General features: G+C 61.1%; 20 protein-coding genes. 13 read left to right on the top strand and 7 right to left on the bottom strand.

What is annotated here, in order from left to right:
- Nucleotides 1-2 precede the first annotated feature (2 nt).
- From bchY to dxs, 9 genes are all read left to right on the top strand, one after another.
- Nucleotides 3-1571, top strand: coding sequence for a chlorophyllide a reductase subunit Y (gene bchY / locus BD293_RS01640; RefSeq protein WP_142084215.1), 1569 nt, complete (start codon nt 3-5; stop codon nt 1569-1571).
- Entirely contained in the window at nt 1571-3028 is a 1458-nt protein-coding gene (gene bchZ / locus BD293_RS01645) for a chlorophyllide a reductase subunit Z (RefSeq protein ID WP_142079565.1), read from the top strand. The genes bchY and bchZ overlap by 1 nt, the downstream gene beginning before the upstream one ends.
- An 18-nt stretch (nt 3029-3046) precedes the next feature.
- Complete coding sequence (gene pufQ / locus BD293_RS01650) at nt 3047-3268, top strand: cytochrome PufQ (RefSeq protein ID WP_142079567.1); 222 nt, start codon at nt 3047-3049, stop codon at nt 3266-3268.
- A gap of 122 nt (nt 3269-3390) precedes the next feature.
- On the top strand, nt 3391-3540 hold the full coding sequence (gene pufB / locus BD293_RS01655; RefSeq protein WP_071481891.1) for a light-harvesting antenna LH1, beta subunit: 150 nt from the start codon (nt 3391-3393) through the stop codon (nt 3538-3540).
- Nucleotides 3541-3553: 13 nt separating this feature from the next.
- Nucleotides 3554-3715 (top strand): light-harvesting antenna LH1, alpha subunit, encoded by a 162-nt coding sequence (gene pufA, locus BD293_RS01660; protein ID WP_071469793.1) that lies wholly within the window; start codon nt 3554-3556, stop codon nt 3713-3715.
- 131 nt (nt 3716-3846) lie between these two features.
- Nucleotides 3847-4698: a photosynthetic reaction center subunit L gene (gene pufL / locus BD293_RS01665; protein ID WP_142079569.1), complete on the top strand. Its 852-nt coding sequence runs from the start codon at nt 3847-3849 to the stop codon at nt 4696-4698.
- Nucleotides 4691-5617, top strand: a complete 927-nt coding sequence (gene pufM / locus BD293_RS01670; RefSeq protein ID WP_142079570.1) for a photosynthetic reaction center subunit M — start codon at nt 4691-4693, stop codon at nt 5615-5617. Before pufL ends, pufM begins: the two co-directional genes overlap by 8 nt.
- A 13-nt stretch (nt 5618-5630) precedes the next feature.
- Complete coding sequence (gene pufX, locus BD293_RS01675; RefSeq protein ID WP_170207030.1) at nt 5631-5861, top strand: RC-LH1 core complex protein PufX; 231 nt, start codon at nt 5631-5633, stop codon at nt 5859-5861.
- Nucleotides 5862-6117: 256 nt separating this feature from the next.
- Complete coding sequence (dxs, locus tag BD293_RS01680) at nt 6118-8034, top strand: 1-deoxy-D-xylulose-5-phosphate synthase (RefSeq protein WP_142079575.1); 1917 nt, start codon at nt 6118-6120, stop codon at nt 8032-8034.
- Nucleotides 8035-8096: 62 nt separating this feature from the next.
- Here dxs and BD293_RS01685 read toward each other — a convergent pair.
- Nucleotides 8097-9160, bottom strand: a protein-coding gene (locus BD293_RS01685) for an IS630 family transposase (protein WP_142079576.1) whose coding sequence is annotated in 2 segments (ribosomal slippage) — nt 8097-8672 and nt 8675-9160 — 1062 coding nt in all. Because the reading frame shifts where the segments join, the coding sequence is not laid out codon by codon here.
- 108 nt (nt 9161-9268) lie between these two features.
- On the opposite strand from BD293_RS01685, the gene BD293_RS01690 reads away from it, so the two are divergent.
- Nucleotides 9269-9814 carry a hypothetical protein gene (locus tag BD293_RS01690; RefSeq protein WP_142079577.1) on the top strand — a complete coding sequence of 182 codons (546 nt, stop codon included), beginning with the start codon at nt 9269-9271 and terminating at the stop codon, nt 9812-9814.
- Between the two features lie 3 nt (nt 9815-9817).
- Entirely contained in the window at nt 9818-10324 is a 507-nt protein-coding gene (locus BD293_RS01695; RefSeq protein ID WP_142079578.1) for a CIA30 family protein, read from the top strand.
- 397 nt (nt 10325-10721) lie between these two features.
- Here the strand turns inward: BD293_RS01695 and BD293_RS01700 are convergent, their stop codons facing one another.
- From BD293_RS01700 to BD293_RS01725, 6 genes are all read right to left on the bottom strand, one after another.
- Nucleotides 10722-11858, bottom strand: coding sequence for a metal ABC transporter permease (locus tag BD293_RS01700; protein ID WP_142079579.1), 1137 nt, complete (start codon nt 11856-11858; stop codon nt 10722-10724).
- A complete protein-coding gene (locus BD293_RS01705) occupies nt 11855-13009 on the bottom strand; it encodes a metal ABC transporter permease (RefSeq protein WP_142079580.1) in 1155 nt (384 codons plus the stop codon). Before BD293_RS01705 ends, BD293_RS01700 begins: the two co-directional genes overlap by 4 nt.
- Nucleotides 13006-13779: a metal ABC transporter ATP-binding protein gene (locus tag BD293_RS01710; protein WP_142079581.1), complete on the bottom strand. Its 774-nt coding sequence runs from the start codon at nt 13777-13779 to the stop codon at nt 13006-13008. Before BD293_RS01710 ends, BD293_RS01705 begins: the two co-directional genes overlap by 4 nt.
- A 69-nt stretch (nt 13780-13848) precedes the next feature.
- A complete protein-coding gene (locus BD293_RS01715; RefSeq protein WP_142079582.1) occupies nt 13849-14808 on the bottom strand; it encodes a metal ABC transporter solute-binding protein, Zn/Mn family in 960 nt (319 codons plus the stop codon).
- A gap of 201 nt (nt 14809-15009) precedes the next feature.
- On the bottom strand, nt 15010-18357 hold the full coding sequence (gene carB / locus BD293_RS01720) for a carbamoyl-phosphate synthase large subunit (protein ID WP_142079583.1): 3348 nt from the start codon (nt 18355-18357) through the stop codon (nt 15010-15012).
- 171 nt (nt 18358-18528) lie between these two features.
- Nucleotides 18529-19182 (bottom strand): ribonuclease T2 family protein, encoded by a 654-nt coding sequence (locus BD293_RS01725; RefSeq protein WP_142079584.1) that lies wholly within the window; start codon nt 19180-19182, stop codon nt 18529-18531.
- Between the two features lie 142 nt (nt 19183-19324).
- On the opposite strand from BD293_RS01725, the gene BD293_RS01730 reads away from it, so the two are divergent.
- Together BD293_RS01730 and pheT are read left to right on the top strand one after the other, a co-directional pair.
- A complete protein-coding gene (locus BD293_RS01730) occupies nt 19325-20107 on the top strand; it encodes a DUF1013 domain-containing protein (protein ID WP_142079585.1) in 783 nt (260 codons plus the stop codon).
- Nucleotides 20108-20210: 103 nt separating this feature from the next.
- A complete protein-coding gene (gene pheT / locus BD293_RS01735; RefSeq protein WP_142079586.1) occupies nt 20211-22631 on the top strand; it encodes a phenylalanine--tRNA ligase subunit beta in 2421 nt (806 codons plus the stop codon).
- Nucleotides 22632-22637: the final 6 nt, after the last annotated feature.

Here is a 22637-nt window from a genome sequence, read left to right on the forward strand (position 1 = left end):
AAATGGGCGCAGAGGTCAGCTATGATGCCGCTGCCGACACCCCGATCGAGGTTTTGACTTCATCCGAGGCCGCGCCAGAGGCACCGGTGCAAGCGGATGGCATGGGCTGCCACGCCCCGTCTGAAAAGATGGAGGCCGCCGCGCGCGCCGCTGGCAATGGTGAAATTCTGGACCAGTTCGCCAAGGACTACCCGCGCGGGCCGCATGACAAGCCCGAATCCATGTGCCCGGCCTTTGGGTCGTTGCGGGTGGGGCTGCGGATGCGCCGGGTGGCCACTGTGCTGAGCGGGTCTGCCTGTTGCGTTTATGGCCTGACCTTCGTGAGCCATTTCTACGGGGCGCGCCGCTCGGTCGGCTATGTGCCGTTCAATTCGGAATCGCTGGTCACAGGCAAGCTGTTCGAGGATATCCGCGACGGTGTGCATGAGATGGCAGACCCTGACCGCTATGACGCGATTGTGGTGACGAACCTGTGTGTGCCCACAGCCAGCGGCGTGCCGCTGCGGCTGTTGCCCAAGGAAATTAACGGCGTGCGGATCATTGGCATTGATGTGCCGGGATTCGGTGTGCCGACCCATGCCGAGGCCAAGGATGTGCTGGCTGGCGCGATGCTGAATTATGCCCGTCAGGAAGCGATGGCGGGGCCGGTTCCTGCACCCGAAGCGGGCCGAGAGGATCGCCCGACCGTCACCCTGCTGGGCGAGATGTTCCCCGCAGACCCGATGATTATCGGCGCGATGCTGGCCCCTATGGGACTGGCCGCAGGACCGGTTGTGCCCTGCCGCGAATGGCGCGAAATGTATGCCGCGCTGGATTGCGGCGCGGTTGCGGCGATCCATCCGTTTTATTCAAGCGCTGTGCGCGAGTTCGAGGCCGCAGGCCGACCCGTCATCGGCTCTGCCCCAGTGGGGGTTGAGGGCACGCATGATTGGCTGGCCGCGATTGGCCAGACCTTCAATGTGGCCCCGACGCAGATTGCCGCCGCGCAGAATGCCTTTGTGCCTGCGGTGAAAGCGGCGTTGGCCAAGGCGCCGATCACGGGGCGGATCACGCTGTCGGGCTATGAAGGCTCGGAACTTCTGGTCGCGCGTCTGCTGATCGAAAGTGGCGCAGATGTCGCCTATGTCGGCACGGCTTGTGCGGCATCAAAGTGGTCGGCGGCGGATAAGGACTGGCTGGAAGCGCGCGGCGTTGTTGTGAAATTCCGTGCCTCCCTGGCCGATGATCTGGCCGCAGCGGATGGGTTGGACCCCGATCTGGTGATCGGCACCACGCCTGTTGTGCAACATGCCAAGCAGCGCGGCACGCCGTCACTCTATTTCACCAACCTGATTTCCGCGCGCCCCTTGATGGGGCCAGCCGGTGCGGGGTCTTTGGGCGAGGTGGTCAATGCCGCCATCGCAGGCAAAGAGCGCATGGACAAGATGCGCGACTTCTTCGAGGGCGTAGGGACTGACGACACAGCCGGTATCTGGGAAGGGTCGCCCAATCTTCGCCCCGATTTCCGCGAAGCGCATCAGAAGAAACTCGACAAAGCCGCACGTGCGGCGCGCGCGCAGGAGATGATCTGATGCTTGTGCAAGATCATGATCGCGCGGGCGGCTATTGGGGGGCAGTCTATGCCTTCTGCGCCGTCAAGGGTCTGCAAGTGGTGATTGACGGCCCTGTGGGCTGCGAGAACCTGCCGGTTACGTCGGTGCTGCACTATACTGATGCACTGCCACCGCATGAATTGCCCATCGTTGTCACCGGACTGGGTGAGGAAGAGATGTCCTCGGGGACCGAGGAATCGATGGCACGCGCGTGGAAAGTGCTGGACCCGGCCCTGCCTGCTGTCGTTGTCACAGGGTCCATCGCCGAGATGATCGGCGGCGGTGTGACGCCCCAAGGCACGAATATCCAGCGCTTTTTGCCGCGCACCATTGATGAAGATCAGTGGCAGGCCGCCGACCGCGCCATGACATGGATTTTCACTGAATACGGCATGACCAAGGGTCGTATGCCGCCCGAGAAAAAGCGCCCCGAGGGTTCGGCCCCGCGCGTCAATATTCTGGGGCCGATGTATGGCACATTCAACATGCCCTCTGATCTGGCCGAAATTCGGCGTCTGGTCGAGGGGATCGGCGCCGAGGTCAATATGGTCATGCCGCTGGGCGCCCATCTGGCCGAGATGCGCAATCTGGTGAATGCCGACGCGAATATCGTGATGTACCGCGAATTCGGGCGCGGCCTCGCGGAATGCCTGGGCAAACCTTATCTGCAAGCCCCCATCGGCATGGACTCCACAACCCGCTTCCTGCGCCAGTTGGGCGACATGCTGGGGCTGGACGTAGAGCCCTTCATCACCCGCGAGAAGCATTCGACCCTGAAGCCGATGTGGGATTTGTGGCGCTCGGTCACGCAGGATTTCTATGCAACGGCCAGCTTCGCCGTGGTGGCCAGCGAGACATATGCGCGTGGCATCCGCAATTATCTGGAAAATGATCTGGGCATGCCCTGCGCCTTTGCGGTGGCCCGCACACGCGGGCAGAAGACCGACAATGACCGTGTGCGCGACTTGCTGGCCCAGAAACGGCCGCTGATCGTGTTCGGGTCGATCAACGAGAAAATGTATCTGGCCGAGTTGAAGGCCGGGCATGGGCCTGCGCCTGCCTTTATTCCGGCCAGTTTTCCGGGGGCAGCCATCCGGCGCCATACCGGCACGCCAATGATGGGCTATGCCGGGGCCACCTATCTGTTGCAGGAAGTGTGCAACGGGCTGTTTGACGCGCTGTTCCATATTCTGCCGCTGGGCAGCTCGATGGATGCGATCGATCAGACACCTGCGCACCTGAAACGCGACTTGCCGTGGTCCGATGCGGCCAAGGCCGAGTTGGACCGCATCGTGGGCGAGCACCCCATTCTGACCCGCATTTCAGCCGCGCGCACCATGCGCGACGCGGTGGAGAAGGCCGCGCTCGAACGCGGGGCCGAAGAAGTTGACACAGATCTGGTTGCGGCCTTGCGCCCCAACCTGACACGCGCCTGATAAAAAGGAGGACGCACCATGGCTGACTATACTGTCAATGCCCCCCGCCCCCGCGCCGAACGCGCACGGGAATGGGAATATAAGCTTTACTTCAGCGTGATTTTTCTACTCGCGCTGGCGACTGGCGTAATCACCTGGTCGTGGCGCGTCGCTTCAACTGGCAAATTGCCGGCACTTGGCCCTGTGGGCCGTGCGTTGAATGACGCCAGCGTCATCGCGCCGATCATTTTCCGCAGCTGAAACGCTGAGGGTTCCGAATTCCCAAAGGCACTGTCTTTGGGTGCGGTGGTCCTGCCTTTCGGGGAAGGGCTGCCATCCTCGCCGCAGGGTGTGCGGCGCAGTCTGATTATCCGGAGGATACTATGGCTGAAAATACTGATCTGTCTTTTACAGGTCTCACTGATGAGCAAGCTCAAGAGCTGCATTCAGTATACATGAGCGGTCTGACGCTTTTTGTCGGCGTGGCAGTGGTCGCACATATCGCGACTTATATCTGGCGCCCGTGGTTCTGAGGAGGAACAAGCAATGTCAAAATTCTACAAGATCTGGCTCATTTTCGACCCGCGCCGCGTATTCGTGGCACAGGGCGTCTTCCTCTTCTTGCTTGCTGCAATGATCCATCTGGTGGTGCTGTCGAATGGCATCAACTGGTTCGCTGCTGCGGCAGCTCGCGCAGCGGGCAGCTGAGCCGGCGAGAGGCACCAAAATGTCGTGGGCGATGGGCGATTTGTGTATCGCCCACGACAAACTTCAAATGGGATTTTCCCAACGCGGTGGCCCTTCCAAGGGTTTGACCGCCTGAGAGTGGAGAGGGAAGCATGGCACTGCTCAGCTTCGAACGAAAATACCGCGTGCCAGGAGGCACGCTGGTCGGCGGAAATCTGTTCGACTTTTGGGTTGGGCCATTCTACGTCGGCTTTTTCGGTGTAACGACGGTCTTTTTTGCCCTGCTCGGAACACTGCTGATTTTCTGGGGGGCCGTGCTGCAAGGCACGTGGAATCCCTGGCTAATTTCAATCAATCCCCCACCCCTGTCTTATGGGTTGGGTCCGGCACCGCTGCTTGAAGGCGGGCTGTGGCAAATCGTGACCATCTGCGCCATCGGGGCTTTTGTCTCATGGATGTTGCGCGAAGTTGAAATCGCGCGCAAGCTGGGCATGGGCATGCATGTGCCCTTTGCTTTTGGTGTGGCGATCTTTGCCTATCTTACACTGGTTGTCTTTCGCCCGATCCTGATGGGCGCTTGGGGTCATGCCTTCCCGTACGGGATCTGGACGCATCTCGATTGGGTGTCCAATGTCGGCTACACCTATGGCAACTTTCATTACAATCCGGCGCATATGATCGCGGTGACCTTCTTCTTCACCACGACGCTGGCGCTGGCGCTGCATGGCGCGCTGGTTCTGTCAGCGGCAAATCCCGCCAAAAAAGGCGATACAATGAAGACGCCCGACCATGAGGACACGTTCTTTCGTGACCTTATCGGCTATTCGGTCGGCACGCTGGGCATTCACCGTCTGGGTCTGTTGCTGGCGCTGAATGCCGGGTTCTGGTCGGCTGTCTGTATCGTCATCTCGGGCACCATCTGGTTCGACCAGTGGGTCTTTTGGTGGGATTTCTGGCTTGATCTGCCCTGGTGGCGCGATATCGCAGGAGGCGTAAATGGCTGAGTATCAGAACATATTTACCCAGGTGCAGGTGCGCGCCGCCCCGGAAATGGGCTTGGTCGAAGGCGTAGAGCTGGGAAACCGCACCAAAGGCGCAAGCTTCTCCAATCTGGCGGGCTGGTTCGGCAATGCCCAACTCGGGCCGATCTATCTGGGCACGATGGGGTTCATCTCGCTGGTGACCGGCACGATCTGGTTCGTCATGGTGGGCCTGTGGTTCTGGGATCAGGCGGGCTATAACCCGGCTGTCTTTCTGCGCGATCTGTTCTGGCTGTCGCTGGACCCGCCCAGCCCTGAATACGGTTTGGGTATGCCGCCGATGCGCGAAGGGGGCTATTTCCTGATTGCCTCGTTCTTCCTGCTGATCTCGGTCATGACATGGTGGGTGCGCACATATTTGCGCGCCGAGGCACTGGGCATGGGCAAACATGTGGCTTGGGCTTTTGCCAGCGCCATCTGGCTGTTCCTTGTGCTGGGGCTGTTCCGGCCCATGCTGATGGGCTCATGGTCCGAGGCTGTGCCTTACGGCATCTTCACCCATCTGGACTGGACCAACCTGTTCTCCTTGCGCTACGGAAACCTGTTCTACAATCCGTTCCACGCGCTCTCGATCGTGTTCCTGTATGGCTCGGCGCTGCTGTTTGCCATGCACGGGGCGACCATTCTTGCTGTCTCTCGCTTTGGCGGTGATCGTGAATTGGAGCAGATCGTGGATCGTGGCACGGCGTCGGAACGCGCCGCTTTGTTCTGGCGCTGGACGATGGGCTTCAATGCCACAATGGAAGGGATTCACCGTTGGGCCTGGTGGTTTGCTGTGCTGACCACACTGACAGGCGGTATCGGTATTCTGCTGACAGGAACTGTTGTCGATAACTGGGCCGTCTGGGCCGAGGAACGCGGCTTCCGTCCGACCTATGACTAAGGAGCGACTTACCATGGTTGAACATGACTACATTCAGGAAACACCCAGTCAACGACTGCGAAACTGGGTTCTGTCCGAAATGTTGCGCGGTGCGGGTTATGCGGCTTTGTTGCTGCTTGCGATCGGGGTGAGCTACGGCATCATCTGGGGCATAGGCCAGCTCCTTCCTGCCGAAAGCAAGAACGCGCCACCACCCATGCCCTTCAGCGCGCTGCATGCGCCACTGAATACGGCAAAAGTATAATAACAAAGGGGCAGGCCCGCACAAGCTGGCCTGTCCCGCAGAGGTTTGGACCATATAGCCGGTCCGAACGCGGGCTCGTGACGCCCGGTTCCCTTTCCTGTTGGCGACAGGAAACTGGTGCCGTGTGGGGCAGCCCCACGGCACCGTTTTTTCATTCTGAAAGCGTTTTTCGAGGGATGAAAAACCACGATGCCACACAGAGCCGCTTTTTTGACTGATGAAAAAAGCGTTCAGAAAACAAAGAGGGGGGAATCCAATGGCACCGAAACCGCATCTTGATCGTGTAGCAGGCCCTGCGGACCTGCGCGATTTCACCGATGACGAACTGACACTGCTGGCGCAGGAATTGCGCACCGAGACGATCGAGACGGTCAGTCGAACGGGCGGGCATCTGGGGTCGTCGCTGGGCGTGGTGGAACTGACCGTCGCCCTGCATGCCGTGTTTCGCACCCCCTTTGACAAGTTGATCTGGGATGTCAGTCATCAATGCTACCCCCATAAAATTCTGACAGGCCGCCGTCACCAGATGGACAGCCTGCGCCAGAAAGACGGGCTGTCGGGCTTCACCAAGCGCAGTGAGTCCGTCTTTGACCCGTTTGGTGCCGCGCACAGCTCAACCAGCATTTCCGCAGCACTTGGCTTTACCATTGGCCGCGATATGGGCCAGCCTACGGGCGATGCGATTGCCGTGATCGGCGATGGTTCCATCACCGCAGGCATGGCCTATGAAGCGCTGAACAATGCAGGTAGTGAAGGGCGCCGCCTGTTTGTCATCCTCAACGACAATGACATGTCGATTGCGCCGCCGGTCGGGGCGATGAATTCTTATCTTAACCGCTTGAACATGCCACATGCCTCGCTCGGTGAAATTGCGCAGGGGTTTATGGCCGCACTGCCCGCTTCCTTGCGCGAACAGGCACTTGCGACCCGCGCCCGCGCCTGCGGTGGCCCGCCCGATGCCACCATGTTCGAGCATCTGGGTTTCACCTATATCGGCCCGATTGACGGCCATTCCATGCCCGACCTGCTGGCCACCTTGCGCATTGCCCATGCCCGCGCCGAAGGGCCAGTGCTTATTCATGTGCGCACAGTCAAGGGCAAGGGCTATGCCCCTGCCGAGGCGGCAGATTGCAAATATCACGGCGTGTCGAAATTCGACGTCGCCTCTGGCACGCAAAGCAAGGGCCGTGCCAATGCGCCCAGCTATACAGCGGTGTTCGGCAACGCCCTGACGGATGAGGCCTCGCGCGACCCGACAATCGTCGGCGTGTCGGCGGCTATGCCCAATGGCACCGGTCTGGATATCATGGGCAAACGCTTTGCGCGGCGGGTGTTCGATGTGGGCATTGCCGAGCAGCACGCAGTGACCTTTGCCGCCGGTATGGCCGCAAGCGGGTTGAAGCCGTTTTGCGCGATTTATTCGACCTTCTTGCAGCGCGGCTATGACCAGATCGTACATGATGTGGCGCTGCAAAAACTGCCTGTCCGCTTTGCGATTGACCGCGCGGGGTTGGTGGGCGCTGACGGGGCGACACATGCGGGCAGTTTCGATGTGGGCTTTATGGCCAATCTGCCTGGCATGGTCGTGATGGCCGCAGGCGATGAGGCAGAGCTTGTCCATATGGTTGCCACTGCCGCTGCCTATGACGAAGGTCCGATTGCCTTTCGCTATCCGCGCGGCGAAGGGTCGGGCGTGGAGTTGCCCGCCCGTGGCGAGGTGCTGGAAATTGGCCGTGGCCGTGTGCTGCGCGAAGGCAGCAAGGTGGCCTTTCTGTCCTTCGGGGCGCACCTGACGGAAGTGACGCTGGCCGTCGAGGCGCTGGAAGCGCGCGGCATCAGTTGCACCATCGCTGATGCCCGCTTTGCCAAACCGTTGGACCACGGATTGATCGACCAGTTGGCGCGTCATCATCAGGCGCTGATTACCGTTGAACAGGGGGCCGAGGGCGGATTTGGGGCGCATGTGCTGCATTACATGGCCAATAGCGGCTTGTTGGAACGCGGGCTTGCAGTGCGCACCATGACCCTGCCTGACCGGTTCATCGAACAAGCCAGCCCCGCCGAGATGTACCGCGACGCCTGCCTGACCGCAGATGATATCGCGCACAAAGCCTTGCAGGCTTTGGGTATAGAGGCCCTTGCCCGTGGGCAGAACAGGACTAACGTTAGTTAGATAAGATTCTTTGCGCAATTCAGCTTTCGCAACCAAAAGGAGCTTATACCAATCAGCATTGATCAGAACTCTTGAGCCCAGTCGCGGGTTCCAATGGAGGTGATTGTGTCGGGCATGCTGACCAATTTGTTCCAAGCCTTGCAGCAATGATCTACGATGTCTTCATAGGTTTCGAAGATGAGGTTTGATAGCCAGTTGTCTCGCATGAATTGCCAGATGTTTTCGACTGGATTGAGTTCTGGGCATTTTGCGGGGATCGGGATGATGGTGATGTTGTCCGGAATGACCAGCTTGTCAGTCATGTGCCATGCGGCTTGATCCACGAGCACAGCCCCATGTGCTTTGGGTGCGACAGTTTGGGAGATTTCAGCAAGATGCAGGGCCATCGCTTCGGTATTGCACGCTGGCAGCACAAGACCTGCAGCTTTCCCGAGGGCTGGGCAAATCGCTCCAAAGATGTAGCTTGAACTCGTGCGCTGATCATGTGGGGCGGAAGGTCGCGTACCGCGCTTCGCCCATCGGCGCGTGATCTTGTTTTTCTGGCCGACACGCGCTTCATCTTGGAACCAGACTTCGATCACAGTGCCTTGCAGGAGCCGTGCGCGGAGCTTTGCTACTGCGGCTGCAAACCCTTTTTTTTAAAGTCCTCCAGTGCGGCTGTATCTTGCGCGTGATGGCGCGGGCGTGCTGTGAGTTTGACATAACCAAGCGCCCTGAGTTCCCGGCTTATCGACGTCTCGTGAAGTGAAATCCCAAATGTGTCTGCAATCCATTTCCTCAGATCACTCAGGCGCCAGCGGACGACCCCATGGACCGATAAGGTCGGACCGCTCTCAACAATTGCAGCAAGCGCCCTGCGCTGCTCATCGTTAAGCTTAGACTGCTGACCAGGAGCTTTGCCGTTGATCAAGCCGTCAGGCCCGCGGGCATTAAACCGCTCCACCCAGTCACGGACAATTTGTAGGCCAACACCACCAATCCGAGCAGCATCGCTGCGCCGACCGCCATCATAGATCTCCGCCAGCGCCAAAAGCCTGCGGGCTTGGTTGGCATCCTTTGTCTTTCGCGCAAGTTCTCTCAACTTCATGCCGTCGTAGTCTGTCCGTAACGCGAGCGCTGCGCCCATAGAGAGGCCCTCCCCAGAAAATCTGACGCCATTGAGTCAGATCTTCATAGATTTGGGAATCCCAAAACCCTCAGAAGAGTCAGATTTCGCGAGACTTGGTATTACACAATGCCACATTCGGAAATCAAGAACGCACCGCCGTTATATGGCTGGTCCATCGCCGTAGCAGCGGGGGCCGTTGCCGCCGCCGTGTCCTTTCTCCTGATCGGCATCGAGGGCAATGGCTCGGTCTTGATCGGCGCTGTCATCACATTGGTGGTCGGGGTGGTTTTCACCATCGCTGAAACGCCCCCTTCCAGCAAACCCGTCAAGCCGACGCAACAAGTCACAGCCAAGACCGCCGCGACCCCCGCTGCGCCGACAACCGTGTCTGCGCAAGAGAGCGACGCAGATGCAGGTGTGCAGCCGCAAGCGCTGGAAGCCCCTGTTGGCACGGCGGATGACCTCAAGCAGATTTCCGGCGTTGGCCCTGTGCTGGAACGCAAGTTGAATGATCTGGGCGTCTATCATTTCTGGCAGATCGCGGGTTGGAGCGCGGCCGAAGTCGCGTGGGTCGATGGTTTTTTGAACTTCAAGGGCCGCATCGGGCGGGATGAATGGCTGGATCAGGCCAGCAAGCTGGCGGCCAGCAGCCCCTCGAAACCGCCCGCATAAGCGATGCTTCTGGAAGGTGGCACCGGTCCCGGCCTTAGGGCCGAGAACGGGCACTCATGGCGCTGCATCTGTGACAGCGTCATGGGCGGTGTCAGCACTGCCACGCTGGAGCGCGTGACACGGGACAGTGTCCGCGCCCTGCGCATGACCGGCGATGTCAGCCTGCAAAACAATGGTGGCTTCGTGCAGATGTCGCTGGACCTTGCCGAACCCGGCGCGGCGCTGGATGCTTCGGGCTTCTCTGGCCTGTCGCTCTGGGTCATGGGCAATAATGAGCGGTATAACATCCATCTGCGCAGCCCTGAAATGACCCGCGTGTGGCAATCGTGGCGTGCAGAGTTCACAGCCCCCGACACATGGACGCGGCTGGATATGCCCTTCACCCGCTTTCACCCCCACCGGACAGAGTTGCCCGTCAATCCGGCACGGCTTGCGCGGATCGGACTGGTGGCAATCGGGCGCGAAATGCGGGCCGATCTGGCGCTGTCACGGTTGGAGTTGACGGTGTAGCTGCTGGGGTTTGGCACCTATCTGGCGTTTCTCGTGCCGATGGTCTGGCCCCTCAGATTGTCCATGTCGCAAGCCATGATTGTTCTGCCATTGTCGTGAGGGTCCGTTTTGAGGGTCCAAACCGTCATTTGCTTGGTCTCACCCGCGCGGAATCAAGGCCGCAGGCCGCCGCGCATCGCCGGGCCGCCCACGGGCACGGCGATTTGGCTGCCACGAGCGCACGGCTCTGATCTTTCGCGGATTTGGTATGCATAAAGTGCGATGTGTTCAATCGGGCATCGCCGCACCGCGGCCCGACGCTGCGCGGCTTGATCGCCGTCTCAGCTTCCTCAACGCATTTATCTTGACCTCTCTCGCCAAAATGCGCCGGGCATCTGCCAGCAACGCGCGGAGAATATCACCGCTCCGGCTCTATCCTGCCAAAGATCGCCTCTGCCTCGGCATTGCCTTTCGGGCGCAGGGTCAACAGGCCTGCGCGCCGCTCGATCAGGTCGCGGTCATGGGCACGCAGGATCGCGGCGAGGGCGCGCGGTTCTGGCCAGCGCAGATGGTCCACCAAAGCGCGCAGGGTGTTTTCCTCGGCCATAGCGGGCGTGTTTTGATGGGTGAACAGATGGGCGACAAGGGCGCGGCAATCGTGATCCAGCCGCTTGCTGCGCTGCCCGAGCGCCTGGGCCACCAACCCATGACCGGGCGCGAGCAGCAGCGCCAGTGCAAACCACACGCCGGTCATGCTGGCCATCATGCCCGCGATGGACACATTCCAGCGCAGCGCCAACACATAGCCCGCCACACAGGCCGCCACCGACAGCGCCACGGCCAGCACAACCACCCCCCACAAGCGCCGCGTCAGCAGATAGGCGGTTGCAGGCGGCACGATGACGAAGGCGATGAACAGGATCGCCCCCACGGCATCGAACGCCGCCACGGCTGTCACGCTGGTCAGTGTCAGCACCGCGTAATGCAACACGCCGGGCAGGAACCCGAGCGCCGCCGCAAGGCCGGGATCGAATGTGGTCAGTTTCAACTCTTTCCACAGCACCAACACAAAGACCAGATTGACCACGAGCACCGCGCCCAGCGTGGCGACGGCAATCGGCACCTGCTGGCCCCAAAGCACAACTGTATTCAACCAGACAAAGCCAATCTCGCCCAGCAGCACAGTTTCGACATCGATATGCACATCGCGGGCATAGATTGAGATAAGCAGCACACCGGCGGCAAACAGGGCGGGAAACACCAGACCAATCGCCGCGTCCATCTTGACCAGACGCGAGCGGGCCAGCAATTCCGACAGCACCACCGTCAGCACCCCTGTCAGGGCCGCGCCAAGCACCTGCACTGGCCCCGACATCTGCCCCGTCAGCAGCCACACCACAATAATGCCGAACACGATGGAATGGCTGATGGCATCGGTCAGCATTGCATTGCCGCGCAGCACCAGAAATGAGCCCAGAAGCGCACCCGACACGCCCACCAGAATGCCGGTCAGCAAGATCATCGCCGGGATCGAGCCGAAAAAGGATGCGATCATCGTGTGCCCTCGTCTTGTGCGGGGGCGGGTTTGCCGGACAGGGACGCGGCCTCGGCATGGCCTGCTTCGGTCAATTCCCAATGCGGTGTCGTCTCCGGCGGGTGGGTGACGGGGTGGATCAGCCCGCGCCGTTCCAGCGCGGCAATGCGCGCAGAGGGCGCGCGCGCGCCAAGCGCCGTTTCGAGCATCCCGCGCTCTGCCGGGTAGCTTGCGTCGTCATGCGCGGCGGCCAGTCCTTGCAAGGTTGTCAGCACGCGCCCGTCGCTGATGCGCGCGCGGGCACGGCGCGCCGCCAATGCCTGCCACAAGAGGCCGCGCTGCGGCGCTATGAGAAGCGAGATCACCACCGCAGCGGTTGCGATCAGCACCACCACCGGCCCGGTCGCAAGGCCGCGCGTTGTGGCGCTGACCAGCGCGCCCGCCGCCCCGGAAGCTGCGCCAATCGCCGCCGACAGCGCGACCATCGGCCCCAGAGTCGTGGCCCATTGTCGCGCTGCTGCCGCAGGGGCGATCAGCAAGGCCACCATCAGCACCACCCCCACCAGTTGCAGCCCCACCACGATGGCCAGTGCGACCATCACGGTCAGTGTGGCCTCTAGCAAGGTGACGGGGAAGCCTTGGGCGCGGGCGAAATCGGCGTCAAAGCTGACCAGCTTAAATTCCTTCCACAGCGCCAGCACCAGCGCCAGCGCGACCAACCCGACCCCGCCCATGACCCACAAATCGCTGGCCAAAATCGCCGCAGCCTGACCGAACAGAAAGCTGGCAAGCCCCGCACTTGCAGCACCGCCCTGATCCTGCACCCAACTGAGCAGCACCACCCCCACTGCGAAAAACACACTGAGCACGATCCCCAAGGCGGCGTCCGTTTTCAGTGTGGTGCGGCGCACGATCAGCATCATGATCAGTGCGGCCAATGCACCAGTGATGAACGCGCCGACCAGAATGCTGCCCAGATCGCGCGTGCCTGCAATGATGAAGCCAAGGCAGACACCGGGCAGGGCGGCATGGGACAGTGCATCGCCCAGCAGGCTTTGGCGGCGCAACACAGCAAACGCGCCCAGCATCCCGCTGATCGCGCCCAGCATCGCGGCCCCGATCAGCACTGTGCGGACAATGCCGCTGGACAACAGATCGGCCAGTGCGCTCACAGCGTGCTTTCCTCGCGCGGGGTGGCGATCATGGCCAGTTGCCGGCCATAGGCTGCGCGCAAATTCTCAGGCGTGTAGACTTCGGCCATCGGACCTTGGGCGATGATGCGCACATTCAGCATGACCAGCCAGTCGAAATAGCTTTGCACGGTTGTCAGGTCATGATGCACGACGATGATCGTGCGCCCTGCGTCGCGCAGTCGTTGCAACAGGGCGATGATTACCGCCTCGGTTGCGGCATCGACACCGGCGAGGGGTTCGTCAAGGATCAGGATCGGCGCGTCCTGCATCAATGCGCGCGCAATAAAGACGCGCTGTTGCTGGCCACCCGAAAGCTGGCTGATCTGGCGGCCCGCGTAATCCTGCATCCCCACTTCCGCCAAGGCGCCAAGCGCGCGTGCATGTGCCTGCGCACCGGGCCTGCGAAACCAGCCAAGCTGCTGATACAGTCCCATTTCCACCACATCGCGCACGGTCGTCGGGAAATCCCAGTCCACACTGTGGCGCTGCGGGACATAGCCGATCTTGCCGCGCATCTGCGCGACGGGTCGACCCAGAAAGCGGACATGCCCCGCCACAGGGCGCACCAGCCCCAATGCAGTCTTGATGAGTGTGGATTTGCCAGCCCCGTTCGGCCCGACAATGGCGCACATGACACCGGGCGGGATATCCAGATCAATGTCCCACAGCGCGGGGTTTGCGCCATAGCTGACGGTGATATCCTCGATATGCAGGGCCTGTCCCGGCTCGTGCAGGCTGTCGTCACGCATGGGGCTGTGCCTCATTGGCTTGTGGCACGGGGGCTGTGTGCCAGTGGCGGTTGGCTATGCTTACAACACTCAGTTGGGAATGTCCCAGTCCTGCGCCCAATCGGCCAAGGCTTCGGGCCAGTCGGGCAGGGTGCCGCCAAGTGCTGTCGTTACCGTGGCCGTATTGACGCGGATCATACCGATATAGGTGCCTTCGGGCGTGCCGTCATCGCCCATTGCATCGGAAAATAGCGCGCCCCCGATGGTGACATCATGCCCCTGCGACTGCACTTCGGCAACCAGCGCCTGCATTGTGCGCGGGTTGATGGTGGTTTCCACAAATACCGCAGGCACGCCGCGCTCGATCACAAAGGCTGCGACTTCTCGAATATCACCAATGCTGGCCTCGGATGCCGTGGAAATCCCCTCAATCGCCTCAGAGGCTTCGATGCCATAAGCATCGGCGAAATAGTAGAATGCGTCATGTGCTGTCACCAGCAGGCGTTGCCCTTCGGGGATCGTGGCGATGGCGTCGCCGACCCAGCTATGCAGGGCGTCGAGCTGCGCGGCGTAGCGTTCGACATTGTCGGCCATAGCGTCGGCGCAATCAGGGCGCTGCGCGGCAATGCTGTCCGCGATGACGGGCGCGAGTCGCGCCCAGCGGCTGACATCCATCCACAGATGCGGGTCAAGTGTGCCCGGCGCGTCTGGGTCTTCGAGCAGCGTGTCCATGTCGAATGTCGCATCCGCAAGCCCGACAGTGGGGGTCCGGTCGCGGAAATTGTCCAGAATATCGGCAAGGCGTTCTTCAAGGGTGCGGTCGACATAGAAGATCAACTCGGCCCGCGCCAGCGCATCGACATCGCGCGGGGTGGCGGAAAAGTAATGCGGGTCGGTGCCGGGGCCGATCAGAGTGCTGACCGCAGCGCATTCCCCTGCCACATTCTGCGCGACATCAGCGATCATACCGACAGTGGCGAGGATGTTCAGGGGGGCATCCTGCGCATAGGCCGGTGTGGTCAGCGCGAGTGCTGAAAGGGTTGTGATCATGGCAGTTGTGTGCCGATTGGCTGGCATTGCATCCTCCGGGAGTGTGTTCTGAATGCGAGCTATACATGCAAATGCAAATCGTTTGCAATAAGGAATCCGCAAAAACTGCGCGAGGATGTGCGGTGGATGGGGGGGAGCGCAAAGAAAAAGCCGCGCGTCAGTGATGACGCGCGGCCTGTCTGCCCGTAATTTAGGCGGTACCTAGAGCGGGTCGGCGGCGTGCTGCAAGGCCCGCACCCCGATTTCCCCTTCTTCGCGCGCCTTGATCGCCATTGCGGCGGCATGGCTGCCCGCAGCGGTCGTGTAATAGGGGATCTTGTCATAGAGCGCGACCGCGCGAATTTCGCGGCTGTCCTCGATGGCCTGCGCCCCTTCGGTGGTGTTCAGCACCATGACGATTTCGCCGCTTTTCAGCAGATCGACGATGTTGGGGCGCCCCTCATAGACTTTGTTCACGATCTCGCAGGCGATGCCCTGCGTGCCCAGCCAGTCCGCTGTGCCGCGCGTGGCGACAATCTCGAAGCCCAGATCGGTCAGGGTTTGGGCCGCTTCTGCAATCAGCGGGCCTTTGTCGTAATCCTTGATCGACAGGAACACGCGGCCCGTTTCAGGCAGCGTGACGCCAGCGCCAAGCTGCGCCTTGTAGAAGGCACGGGCGAAGTTGCGCGCCCAGCCCATCACTTCGCCGGTCGAGCGCATCTCTGGGCCAAGCAGCGTGTCGACGCCGGGGAAACGCGCGAAGGGCAGCACTGCTTCCTTGACCGAGAACCACGGCGTTTGCGGGTCAGCCAGTGTCATCGGGTCGCCCATCGGCAGCGGCTCTGTCGGGGCGACATTGCCATCAATGGGGGCGCGCAGGGGGAAGTTGGTCAGCGGCTCTCCCGCCATCAGGCGTGCGGCGATTGAGGCGATTGCGCTGTCGGTTGCCTTGGCGACAAAGGGCACCGTGCGGCTGGCGCGCGGGTTCACCTCTAGCACATATATGACATTGTCCTTGATGGCGAATTGCACATTCATCAGGCCCACAACATTCAGACCCCGCGCCATTGCTTCGGTCTGAACGCGCAATTCAGCAATGATTTCAGGGCTTAGCGAGTAGGGGGGGAGTGAGCAGGCGCTGTCGCCCGAATGCACGCCCGCTTCCTCGATATGCTGCATGATCCCTGCGACATGCACATTTGTGCCATCGCACAGCGCATCCACATCCACCTCGACCGCGCCGACAAGGTAGCTGTCCAGCAGGACAGGGTTCTTGCCAGACACGACAACCGCGTCGCGGATATAGCGTTCCAGATGGGCGTCATCGCGCACAATCTCCATCGCGCGGCCACCCAGCACATAGGACGGACGGATCACCAGCGGGTAGCCCACGCGCTGCGCAATATCGAAGGCCTGCTCCGGGGTAGAGGCAATGCCATTCACCGGCTGTTTCAGCCCCAGCTTGTTCAGCAGTTCCTGAAAGCGCTCGCGGTCCTCGGCCAGATCAATCGCGTCGGGCGAGGTGCCAAGGATCGGGATGCCTTCTTCTTCCAGCGCATTGGCCAGTTTCAGCGGTGTCTGGCCGCCAAACTGCACGATCACCCCGTGAAGCGTGCCATTCGTTTGCTCAACCCGCAGAATTTCCAGCACATGTTCCAGCGTCAGCGGTTCAAAATACAGCCGGTCGGACGTGTCGTAATCGGTTGATACTGTCTCGGGGTTACAGTTGATCATGATGGTTTCATAGCCGACATCGGTCAGCGCGAAACAGGCGTGACAGCAGCAATAATCAAACTCGATCCCTTGTCCGATCCGGTTTGGACCACCGCCCAAGATGACCACTTTCTTGCGGTCAGAGGGGCGCGCTTCGCATTCGACATCGCCCATGACGGGCGACTCATAGGTGGAATACATGTAGGGGGTCTGCGCCTCGAACTCTGCCGCGCATGTGTCGATACGTTTGAACACGGCATTCACACCCAGATTGCGGCGGGCGCGGCGCACCTGGCCCTCGTCCCGGCCGGTCAGCGTGGCAAGGCGGGCATCGGTAAAGCCCAGCATTTTCAGCCCGCGCAGCCCCTCGGCGGATACGGGCAGGCCATCGCGCCTGATTTCCGCCTCGGCGTCGATAATCTCGCGGATACGCGCCAGAAACCACGGATCGAAGGCGGTGGCGGCCTGTATCTCGTCATCTGTCAGCCCTTCGCGCATGGCTTGCGCGATCAGGCGGATGCGGTCGGGGGTTTGCGCGGATATCGCTTTGATGATGGCGGCCTTGTCCGGCGCGCCGATGATGGCGATTTCGTCAAACCCGCTCAGGCCGGTTTCCAAAGACGCCAGCGCCTTTTGCATCGATTCGTGGAAGGTCCGGCCAATCGCCATCGCTTCGCCCACCGATTTCATGGCGGTGGTCAGCTCTGGCTTGGACCCGGCAAACTTTTCAAAAGCGAACCTTGGGATTTTGGTAACGACATAATCTATTGACGGCTCGAACGAGGCAGGTGTCACTTTCGTGATGTCATTGTCCAACTCGTCCAGCGTATAGCCTACCGCCAGCTTGGCCGCGATTTTCGCAATCGGAAAGCCTGTGGCCTTGGACGCCAGCGCGGAAGAGCGCGACACGCGCGGGTTCATCTCGATCACGACCATGCGCCCGTCGGCGGGGTTGATCGCCCATTGCACGTTGGAACCGCCGGTTTCGACCCCGATTTCGCGCAGCACAGCAATCGAGCCGTTGCGCATGATCTGGTATTCCTTGTCGGTCAGCGTCAGGGCTGGGGCCACGGTGATCGAATCGCCTGTGTGCACGCCCATCGGATCGACATTCTCGATGGCGCAGACGATGATCGCATTGTCGGCGCGGTCGCGCACGACCTCCATCTCGAACTCTTTCCAGCCCAGCAGCGATTCATCGACCAGAATCTGCGCAACTGGTGACGCATCAAGGCCAGAGCGGCAGATGCGTTCATAATCGTCGCGGTTATAGGCAACACCCCCGCCTGTGCCGCCCAGCGTATAGGCAGGGCGGATAATGGCAGGCAGGCCCACATATTCAATAGCCTCAATCGCGGCGGCAACACCGGCGTTGATGTCATATTTGCCGCTGTCCAGTTTCGGGGCCGCAATGATCGTGGCCTTGGGGTTTTCCAGCCCGATCCGGTCCATCGCTTCGCGGAACAGCTTGCGGTCTTCGGCCATTTCGATGGCCTGACGGTTCGCGCCGATCAATTCGACCCCGAATTTGTCCAGCACGCCCATATCGGCCAGCGCCAGCGAGGTGTTCAGCCCCGTCTGCCCGCCCATTGTCGGCAACAGCGCGTCGGGGCGTTCCTTCTCAATGATTTTGGCAACAATCTCTGGCGTGATGGGTTCGATATAGGTGGCATCGGCCAGACCGGGGTCGGTCATGATCGTGGCGGGGTTCGAATTGACCAGAATCACCCGATACCCTTCTTCGCGCAACGCCTTGCAGGCCTGCGCCCCCGAATAGTCAAATTCGCAGGCTTGCCCGATCACAATCGGCCCTGCGCCAATGATCATGATGGATTGGATGTCGGTTCTTTTTGGCATGACGGACCCCTGACTGACCTGCGCGCGCATGCGCCCCAGTGCCGGTGGGACTGGGGCGTAAATTGTGCGCGTTATAATCAAGGGCTGTCCCGGCGCAAGGCCTGATCCGGCCAGATTGGCACAGTATCTTGCCAACAGTTCTGAATCCTGATCCGGTCAGGCCGCCGAAAGCTAGGGCAGCGCCGGAAGTGTCACTAAGTTTGCCGCGCATCCGCGCGCCTGTAACCTTGCGTCGCAAGGCTGCGGCGTCAGATCATGCGTCAGGCACAGCCTGAGTTCCTGCGCCATGCCTGACCGGCAGGTCAGTGTCACATTCTCCGGGCCGAATTGAGGGTTTGCGCGGCGAAACTCTGCCAACAGCGTATCAGGGGCCAGATTTTGGGGCTGCGCTCGTGCGCGGATGGTTTGCGGAAATGTCAGCCCATTGAAGGCCGTGCGGGTCTGGGCAAAATAGCCCTCTGCATCCAGGCCTGTGCAACTGCCATGCTTGGCCCATTGGTGACGCGCCAACCCCGCAGAGCCCATGATATCGACCATGCCCTGCAATGCCGGGCGCGCAGGCGCGGGGTGATCCGTGTCGCAAAATTCGGGCCAGCCGCCAACGCTGTGCTGCGGCCAAAGCCCATGCACCAGCCATCCCGCGCCAGACCCCGCATCGCAGCGCTGATCGCCGCGCGCGGCCCCATGTGCTGCGCACCAACTCGGCGTCCAGCTAACTGCGAGAACCAGATAGCTGTCGCGCGCGTTCACATCTTCGCGCGGTTGCAGCCATGCCCAAGCTGTCAACGCTACAAGCACCAATGCAGCCAGCATGATTTTGCGCATTTCGTCTTTCCCTCGCCTGCTACACACGCTATAAGGCCATCATTCCAGAAATCGTGGAAACGCAGGTCCGCCCTGCAGCCGATCTTCCGGCGCCCGATGAAGCATGCGCATTGCCCGCGCTCGTATGACAGGAGTTGATGTGATGTCAAAACCATTGATGCCCAAGGCGACCGCCGTCTGGCTGGTCGATAACACGACACTCAGCTTCAAGCAGATTGCAGATTTCTGCGGCCTGCATGAACTGGAAGTGCAGGGCATTGCCGATGGCGATGTCGCAGGCGGTGTGAAAGGGTTTGACCCTGTCGCCAACAACCAGCTTGACCCGATCGAGATCGAGCGTGGCGAAAAAGACCCGCGCTATCCGTTGAAGTTGAAATACAACGCCGCTGCCCAAGGCGAAGAAAAGCGCCGTGGCCCGCGTTACACGCCGCTGTCCAAACGCCAGGATCGCCCGGCCTCGATCCTGTGGCTGGTCAAGTTTCACCCGGAACTGGCCGATGCCCAGATCCGCCGTCTGGTGGGCACCACGAATTCCACGATTGAGGCAATCCGCGGGCGCACGCATTGGAACATCTCGAATCTGCAACCCATCGACCCTGTTGCGCTGGGTCTGTGCCGCCAGTCCGAGTTGGACAAGGAAGTGCAGAAAGCTGCGGCCAAGCGTGCCGCCGAAGGTGGTGTCATGAATGATGACGAGCGTCGCAAGCTGGTCTCGACCGAACAGTCGCTGGAAGCGGATGCCGAACCGAAAATGCCCGCAGGCATTGCCGGGCTGGAGAATTTCTCGATCAGCGACATGAATGTCGAAGCGGATCGCACCAGCACCGCCGCAGATTACAGCGATGCTGACAGTTTCTTCAACCTGCCCGACGATGAGGACGAGGACGAAGAAGACGACGACAGCACCAACAAGCGCGATCGGTAAGCCGTCGGTGCAGTCATGCAGGGCGCGCAAGCCGCTTTTCAAGGCGTTGTTTATCGGCTAGTCGCTGCCTGACCGCCATCTTAGGCGAATTCGGGGAAAAGACATGAAATTCACGCTGTCCTGGCTTAAGGATCATCTGGAAACCGACGCAACGCTGGACCAGATTACCGAGGCATTGACCGATCTCGGGCTGGAGGTCGAAGAGGTTATCGACCCCGCGCAAAGCCTTGGTGCCTTTCGCATCGCCCGCGTGATCGAGGCGGCGCAGCACCCCGATGCTGACCGCCTGCGCCTGTGCCGTGTGGAGACGTGGCCCAATGGCCCCGAGGGGCCAAGCGAAGAAGTGCAGGTCGTGTGCGGCGCGCCCAATGCCCGCACAGGTATGCGCGGTGTCTTTGCCCCTGTCGGCACGCATGTGCCCGGCACCGGGGTGGACCTGAAACCCGGTGTCATTCGCGGGCAGGCCAGCAACGGGATGCTGTGCTCGGAGCGCGAGTTGACGCTGTCGGATGCGCATGACGGCATTATTGATCTGCCAGATGACGCGCCGCTGGGTGCGCGCTTCATTGATTATGCGGGCCTGAACGACCCGGTGATTGATATTTCCATCACTCCCAACCGCCCCGATGCGCTGGGCGTGCGCGGCGTTGCGCGCGATCTGGCCGCGCGCGGGCTTGGTCAGTTGAAACCGCTGGATGTGGCACCGGTTGCAGGCGCATTTCCCAGCCCTGTTTCGGTCAGCATCGCCCCAGAATTGAAAGATGCAGGCTGCCCGCTGTTTGCAGGGCGTGTCATTCGCGGGGTCAAAAACGGCCCGTCGCCCGACTGGCTGCAAAAGCGCCTGCGGGCCATCGGGTTGCGCCCGATCTCGACCCTTGTGGATATTACCAATTTCTTCACCTTCGACCAGAACCGCCCCCTGCATGTGTTTGATGCGGACAAGGTTTCGGGCGGGCTGCGCATTCATCCGGCCACAGGCGGCGAAGAGGTGGTGGCGCTGGATGACAAGACCTACCGTCTTGATGCCGGTCAGATGGTCATTTCCGACGATGCGGGTATTGAAAGCATCGCCGGGATCATGGGCGGCGCGCATTCGGGTTGCACGGATGAGACAGTCAATGTGTTCCTCGAATCCGCTTATTGGGACCCGATCACCATTGCCGCCACAGGCCGCGCGCTGAAAATCAATTCTGATGCGCGCTACCGGTTTGAGCGCGGCGTGGACCCCGCCTTCACGCTGGACGGGTTGGAGTTGGCGACCCGCATGGTGCTGGAGCTGTGCGGGGGCGAGGCGTCAGATGTGGTGCGTGACGGGGATGTGCCCGACACGGCCCGCAGCTACCGCTTTGATCCGATGCGCGTGCATTCACTTGTCGGCATGGACATTCCCGAGGCAGATCAACGCGAAACACTGGCCGCGCTTGGCTTTGCGCTGACAGGCGATCAGGCCAGCCCGCCAACGTGGCGTCCTGATATTCTGGGTGCTGCCGACCTGATCGAGGAAATCGCGCGTGTCGCGTCGCTGAGCAAGTTGCAGGGCAAGCCCCTGCCGCGCCCGCAGGCGGGTGTTGCGCGCCCCATCCTGACGCCGTTGCAACTGCGCGAACGTGCGGCGCGCCGGATGCTTGCGGGGCAGGGCTATAATGAATGCGTCAGCTACAGCTTCATCGACGCGACCTCTGCTGCCGCGTTTGGCGGCGGGACCGAGGCTGTGCGACTGGAGAACCCGATTTCATCTGAAATGACCCATATGCGGCCTGACCTGTTGCCGGGGCTGTTGCAGGCTGCTGCCCGCAATCAGGCGCGGGGCGCGTCGGATATGGCCTTGTTCGAGGTTGGACCCGTCTTCACGGGTGGCGAGCCGGGCGAGCAGCATGTGCAGGCGGCGGGCATTCTTGTGGGTGCAACTGTGCCGCGCGACCCATTCGGCAGCCGCCGTGCGGTGGACCTGTATGACGCCAAAGCGGATGCCGAGGCGGTGTTGGCCGCGATCGGGGCACCGGCCAAGTTCCAGATCCACCGCAAATTGCCCGGCTGGTTTCATCCGGGGCGGGCGGGGGTTATCAGCCTTGGGCCGAAATTGCCTTTGGCTGTGTTTGGGGAATTGCACCCCAAAATGATCAAGGCGTTTGATCTGAAAGGCCCGGTTGTCGGCTTCACTGTCTATGTCGAAAACCCGCCCCAGCCCAAGGCGCGCAAGACGACCCGTCAATCGCTGAGCATCAGCACGCTGCAACCGCTGGAACGCGATTATGCCTTCGTTCTGGACAGCAAGGTCGAGGCGATCAATGTTGTCAACGCTGCCGCAGGTGCGGATAAGGCGTTGATCACCGGTGTGCAGGTGTTCGACGAATTCACCGGACCCAAGGCCGAGGCGCAGTTTGGCGAAGGGCGCAAGTCGCTTGCCATTTCGGTGCGCTTGCAGCCGGTTGAGCGCACATTGACGGATGAAGACATCGAAAGCATCAGCCGCAAGATCATCGAGAAGGTCGAAAAAGCCACCGGCGGGACGCTGCGCGCATAAGGGGGT

It is taken from the genome of Roseinatronobacter monicus (genome assembly GCF_006716865.1).
Classification (GTDB): domain Bacteria; phylum Pseudomonadota; class Alphaproteobacteria; order Rhodobacterales; family Rhodobacteraceae; genus Roseinatronobacter; species Roseinatronobacter monicus.

Coding starts and splice junctions, on each gene's coding strand:
- carB (WP_142079583.1), bottom strand. CDS start 18,357: ATGCCAAAAAGAACCGACATCCAATCCATCATGATCATTGGCGCAGGG.
- pufM (WP_142079570.1), top strand. CDS start 4,691: ATGGCTGAGTATCAGAACATATTTACCCAGGTGCAGGTGCGCGCCGCC.
- bchZ (WP_142079565.1), top strand. CDS start 1,571: ATGCTTGTGCAAGATCATGATCGCGCGGGCGGCTATTGGGGGGCAGTC.
- pufA (WP_071469793.1), top strand. CDS start 3,554: ATGTCAAAATTCTACAAGATCTGGCTCATTTTCGACCCGCGCCGCGTA.
- BD293_RS01695 (WP_142079578.1), top strand. CDS start 9,818: ATGCTTCTGGAAGGTGGCACCGGTCCCGGCCTTAGGGCCGAGAACGGG.
- BD293_RS01725 (WP_142079584.1), bottom strand. CDS start 19,182: ATGCGCAAAATCATGCTGGCTGCATTGGTGCTTGTAGCGTTGACAGCT.
- BD293_RS01715 (WP_142079582.1), bottom strand. CDS start 14,808: ATGATCACAACCCTTTCAGCACTCGCGCTGACCACACCGGCCTATGCG.
- BD293_RS01710 (WP_142079581.1), bottom strand. CDS start 13,779: ATGCGTGACGACAGCCTGCACGAGCCGGGACAGGCCCTGCATATCGAG.
- BD293_RS01730 (WP_142079585.1), top strand. CDS start 19,325: ATGTCAAAACCATTGATGCCCAAGGCGACCGCCGTCTGGCTGGTCGAT.
- pufL (WP_142079569.1), top strand. CDS start 3,847: ATGGCACTGCTCAGCTTCGAACGAAAATACCGCGTGCCAGGAGGCACG.
- BD293_RS01700 (WP_142079579.1), bottom strand. CDS start 11,858: ATGATCGCATCCTTTTTCGGCTCGATCCCGGCGATGATCTTGCTGACC.
- pheT (WP_142079586.1), top strand. CDS start 20,211: ATGAAATTCACGCTGTCCTGGCTTAAGGATCATCTGGAAACCGACGCA.
- dxs (WP_142079575.1), top strand. CDS start 6,118: ATGGCACCGAAACCGCATCTTGATCGTGTAGCAGGCCCTGCGGACCTG.
- pufB (WP_071481891.1), top strand. CDS start 3,391: ATGGCTGAAAATACTGATCTGTCTTTTACAGGTCTCACTGATGAGCAA.
- pufX (WP_170207030.1), top strand. CDS start 5,631: ATGGTTGAACATGACTACATTCAGGAAACACCCAGTCAACGACTGCGA.
- BD293_RS01690 (WP_142079577.1), top strand. CDS start 9,269: ATGCCACATTCGGAAATCAAGAACGCACCGCCGTTATATGGCTGGTCC.
- pufQ (WP_142079567.1), top strand. CDS start 3,047: ATGGCTGACTATACTGTCAATGCCCCCCGCCCCCGCGCCGAACGCGCA.
- bchY (WP_142084215.1), top strand. CDS start 3: ATGGGCGCAGAGGTCAGCTATGATGCCGCTGCCGACACCCCGATCGAG.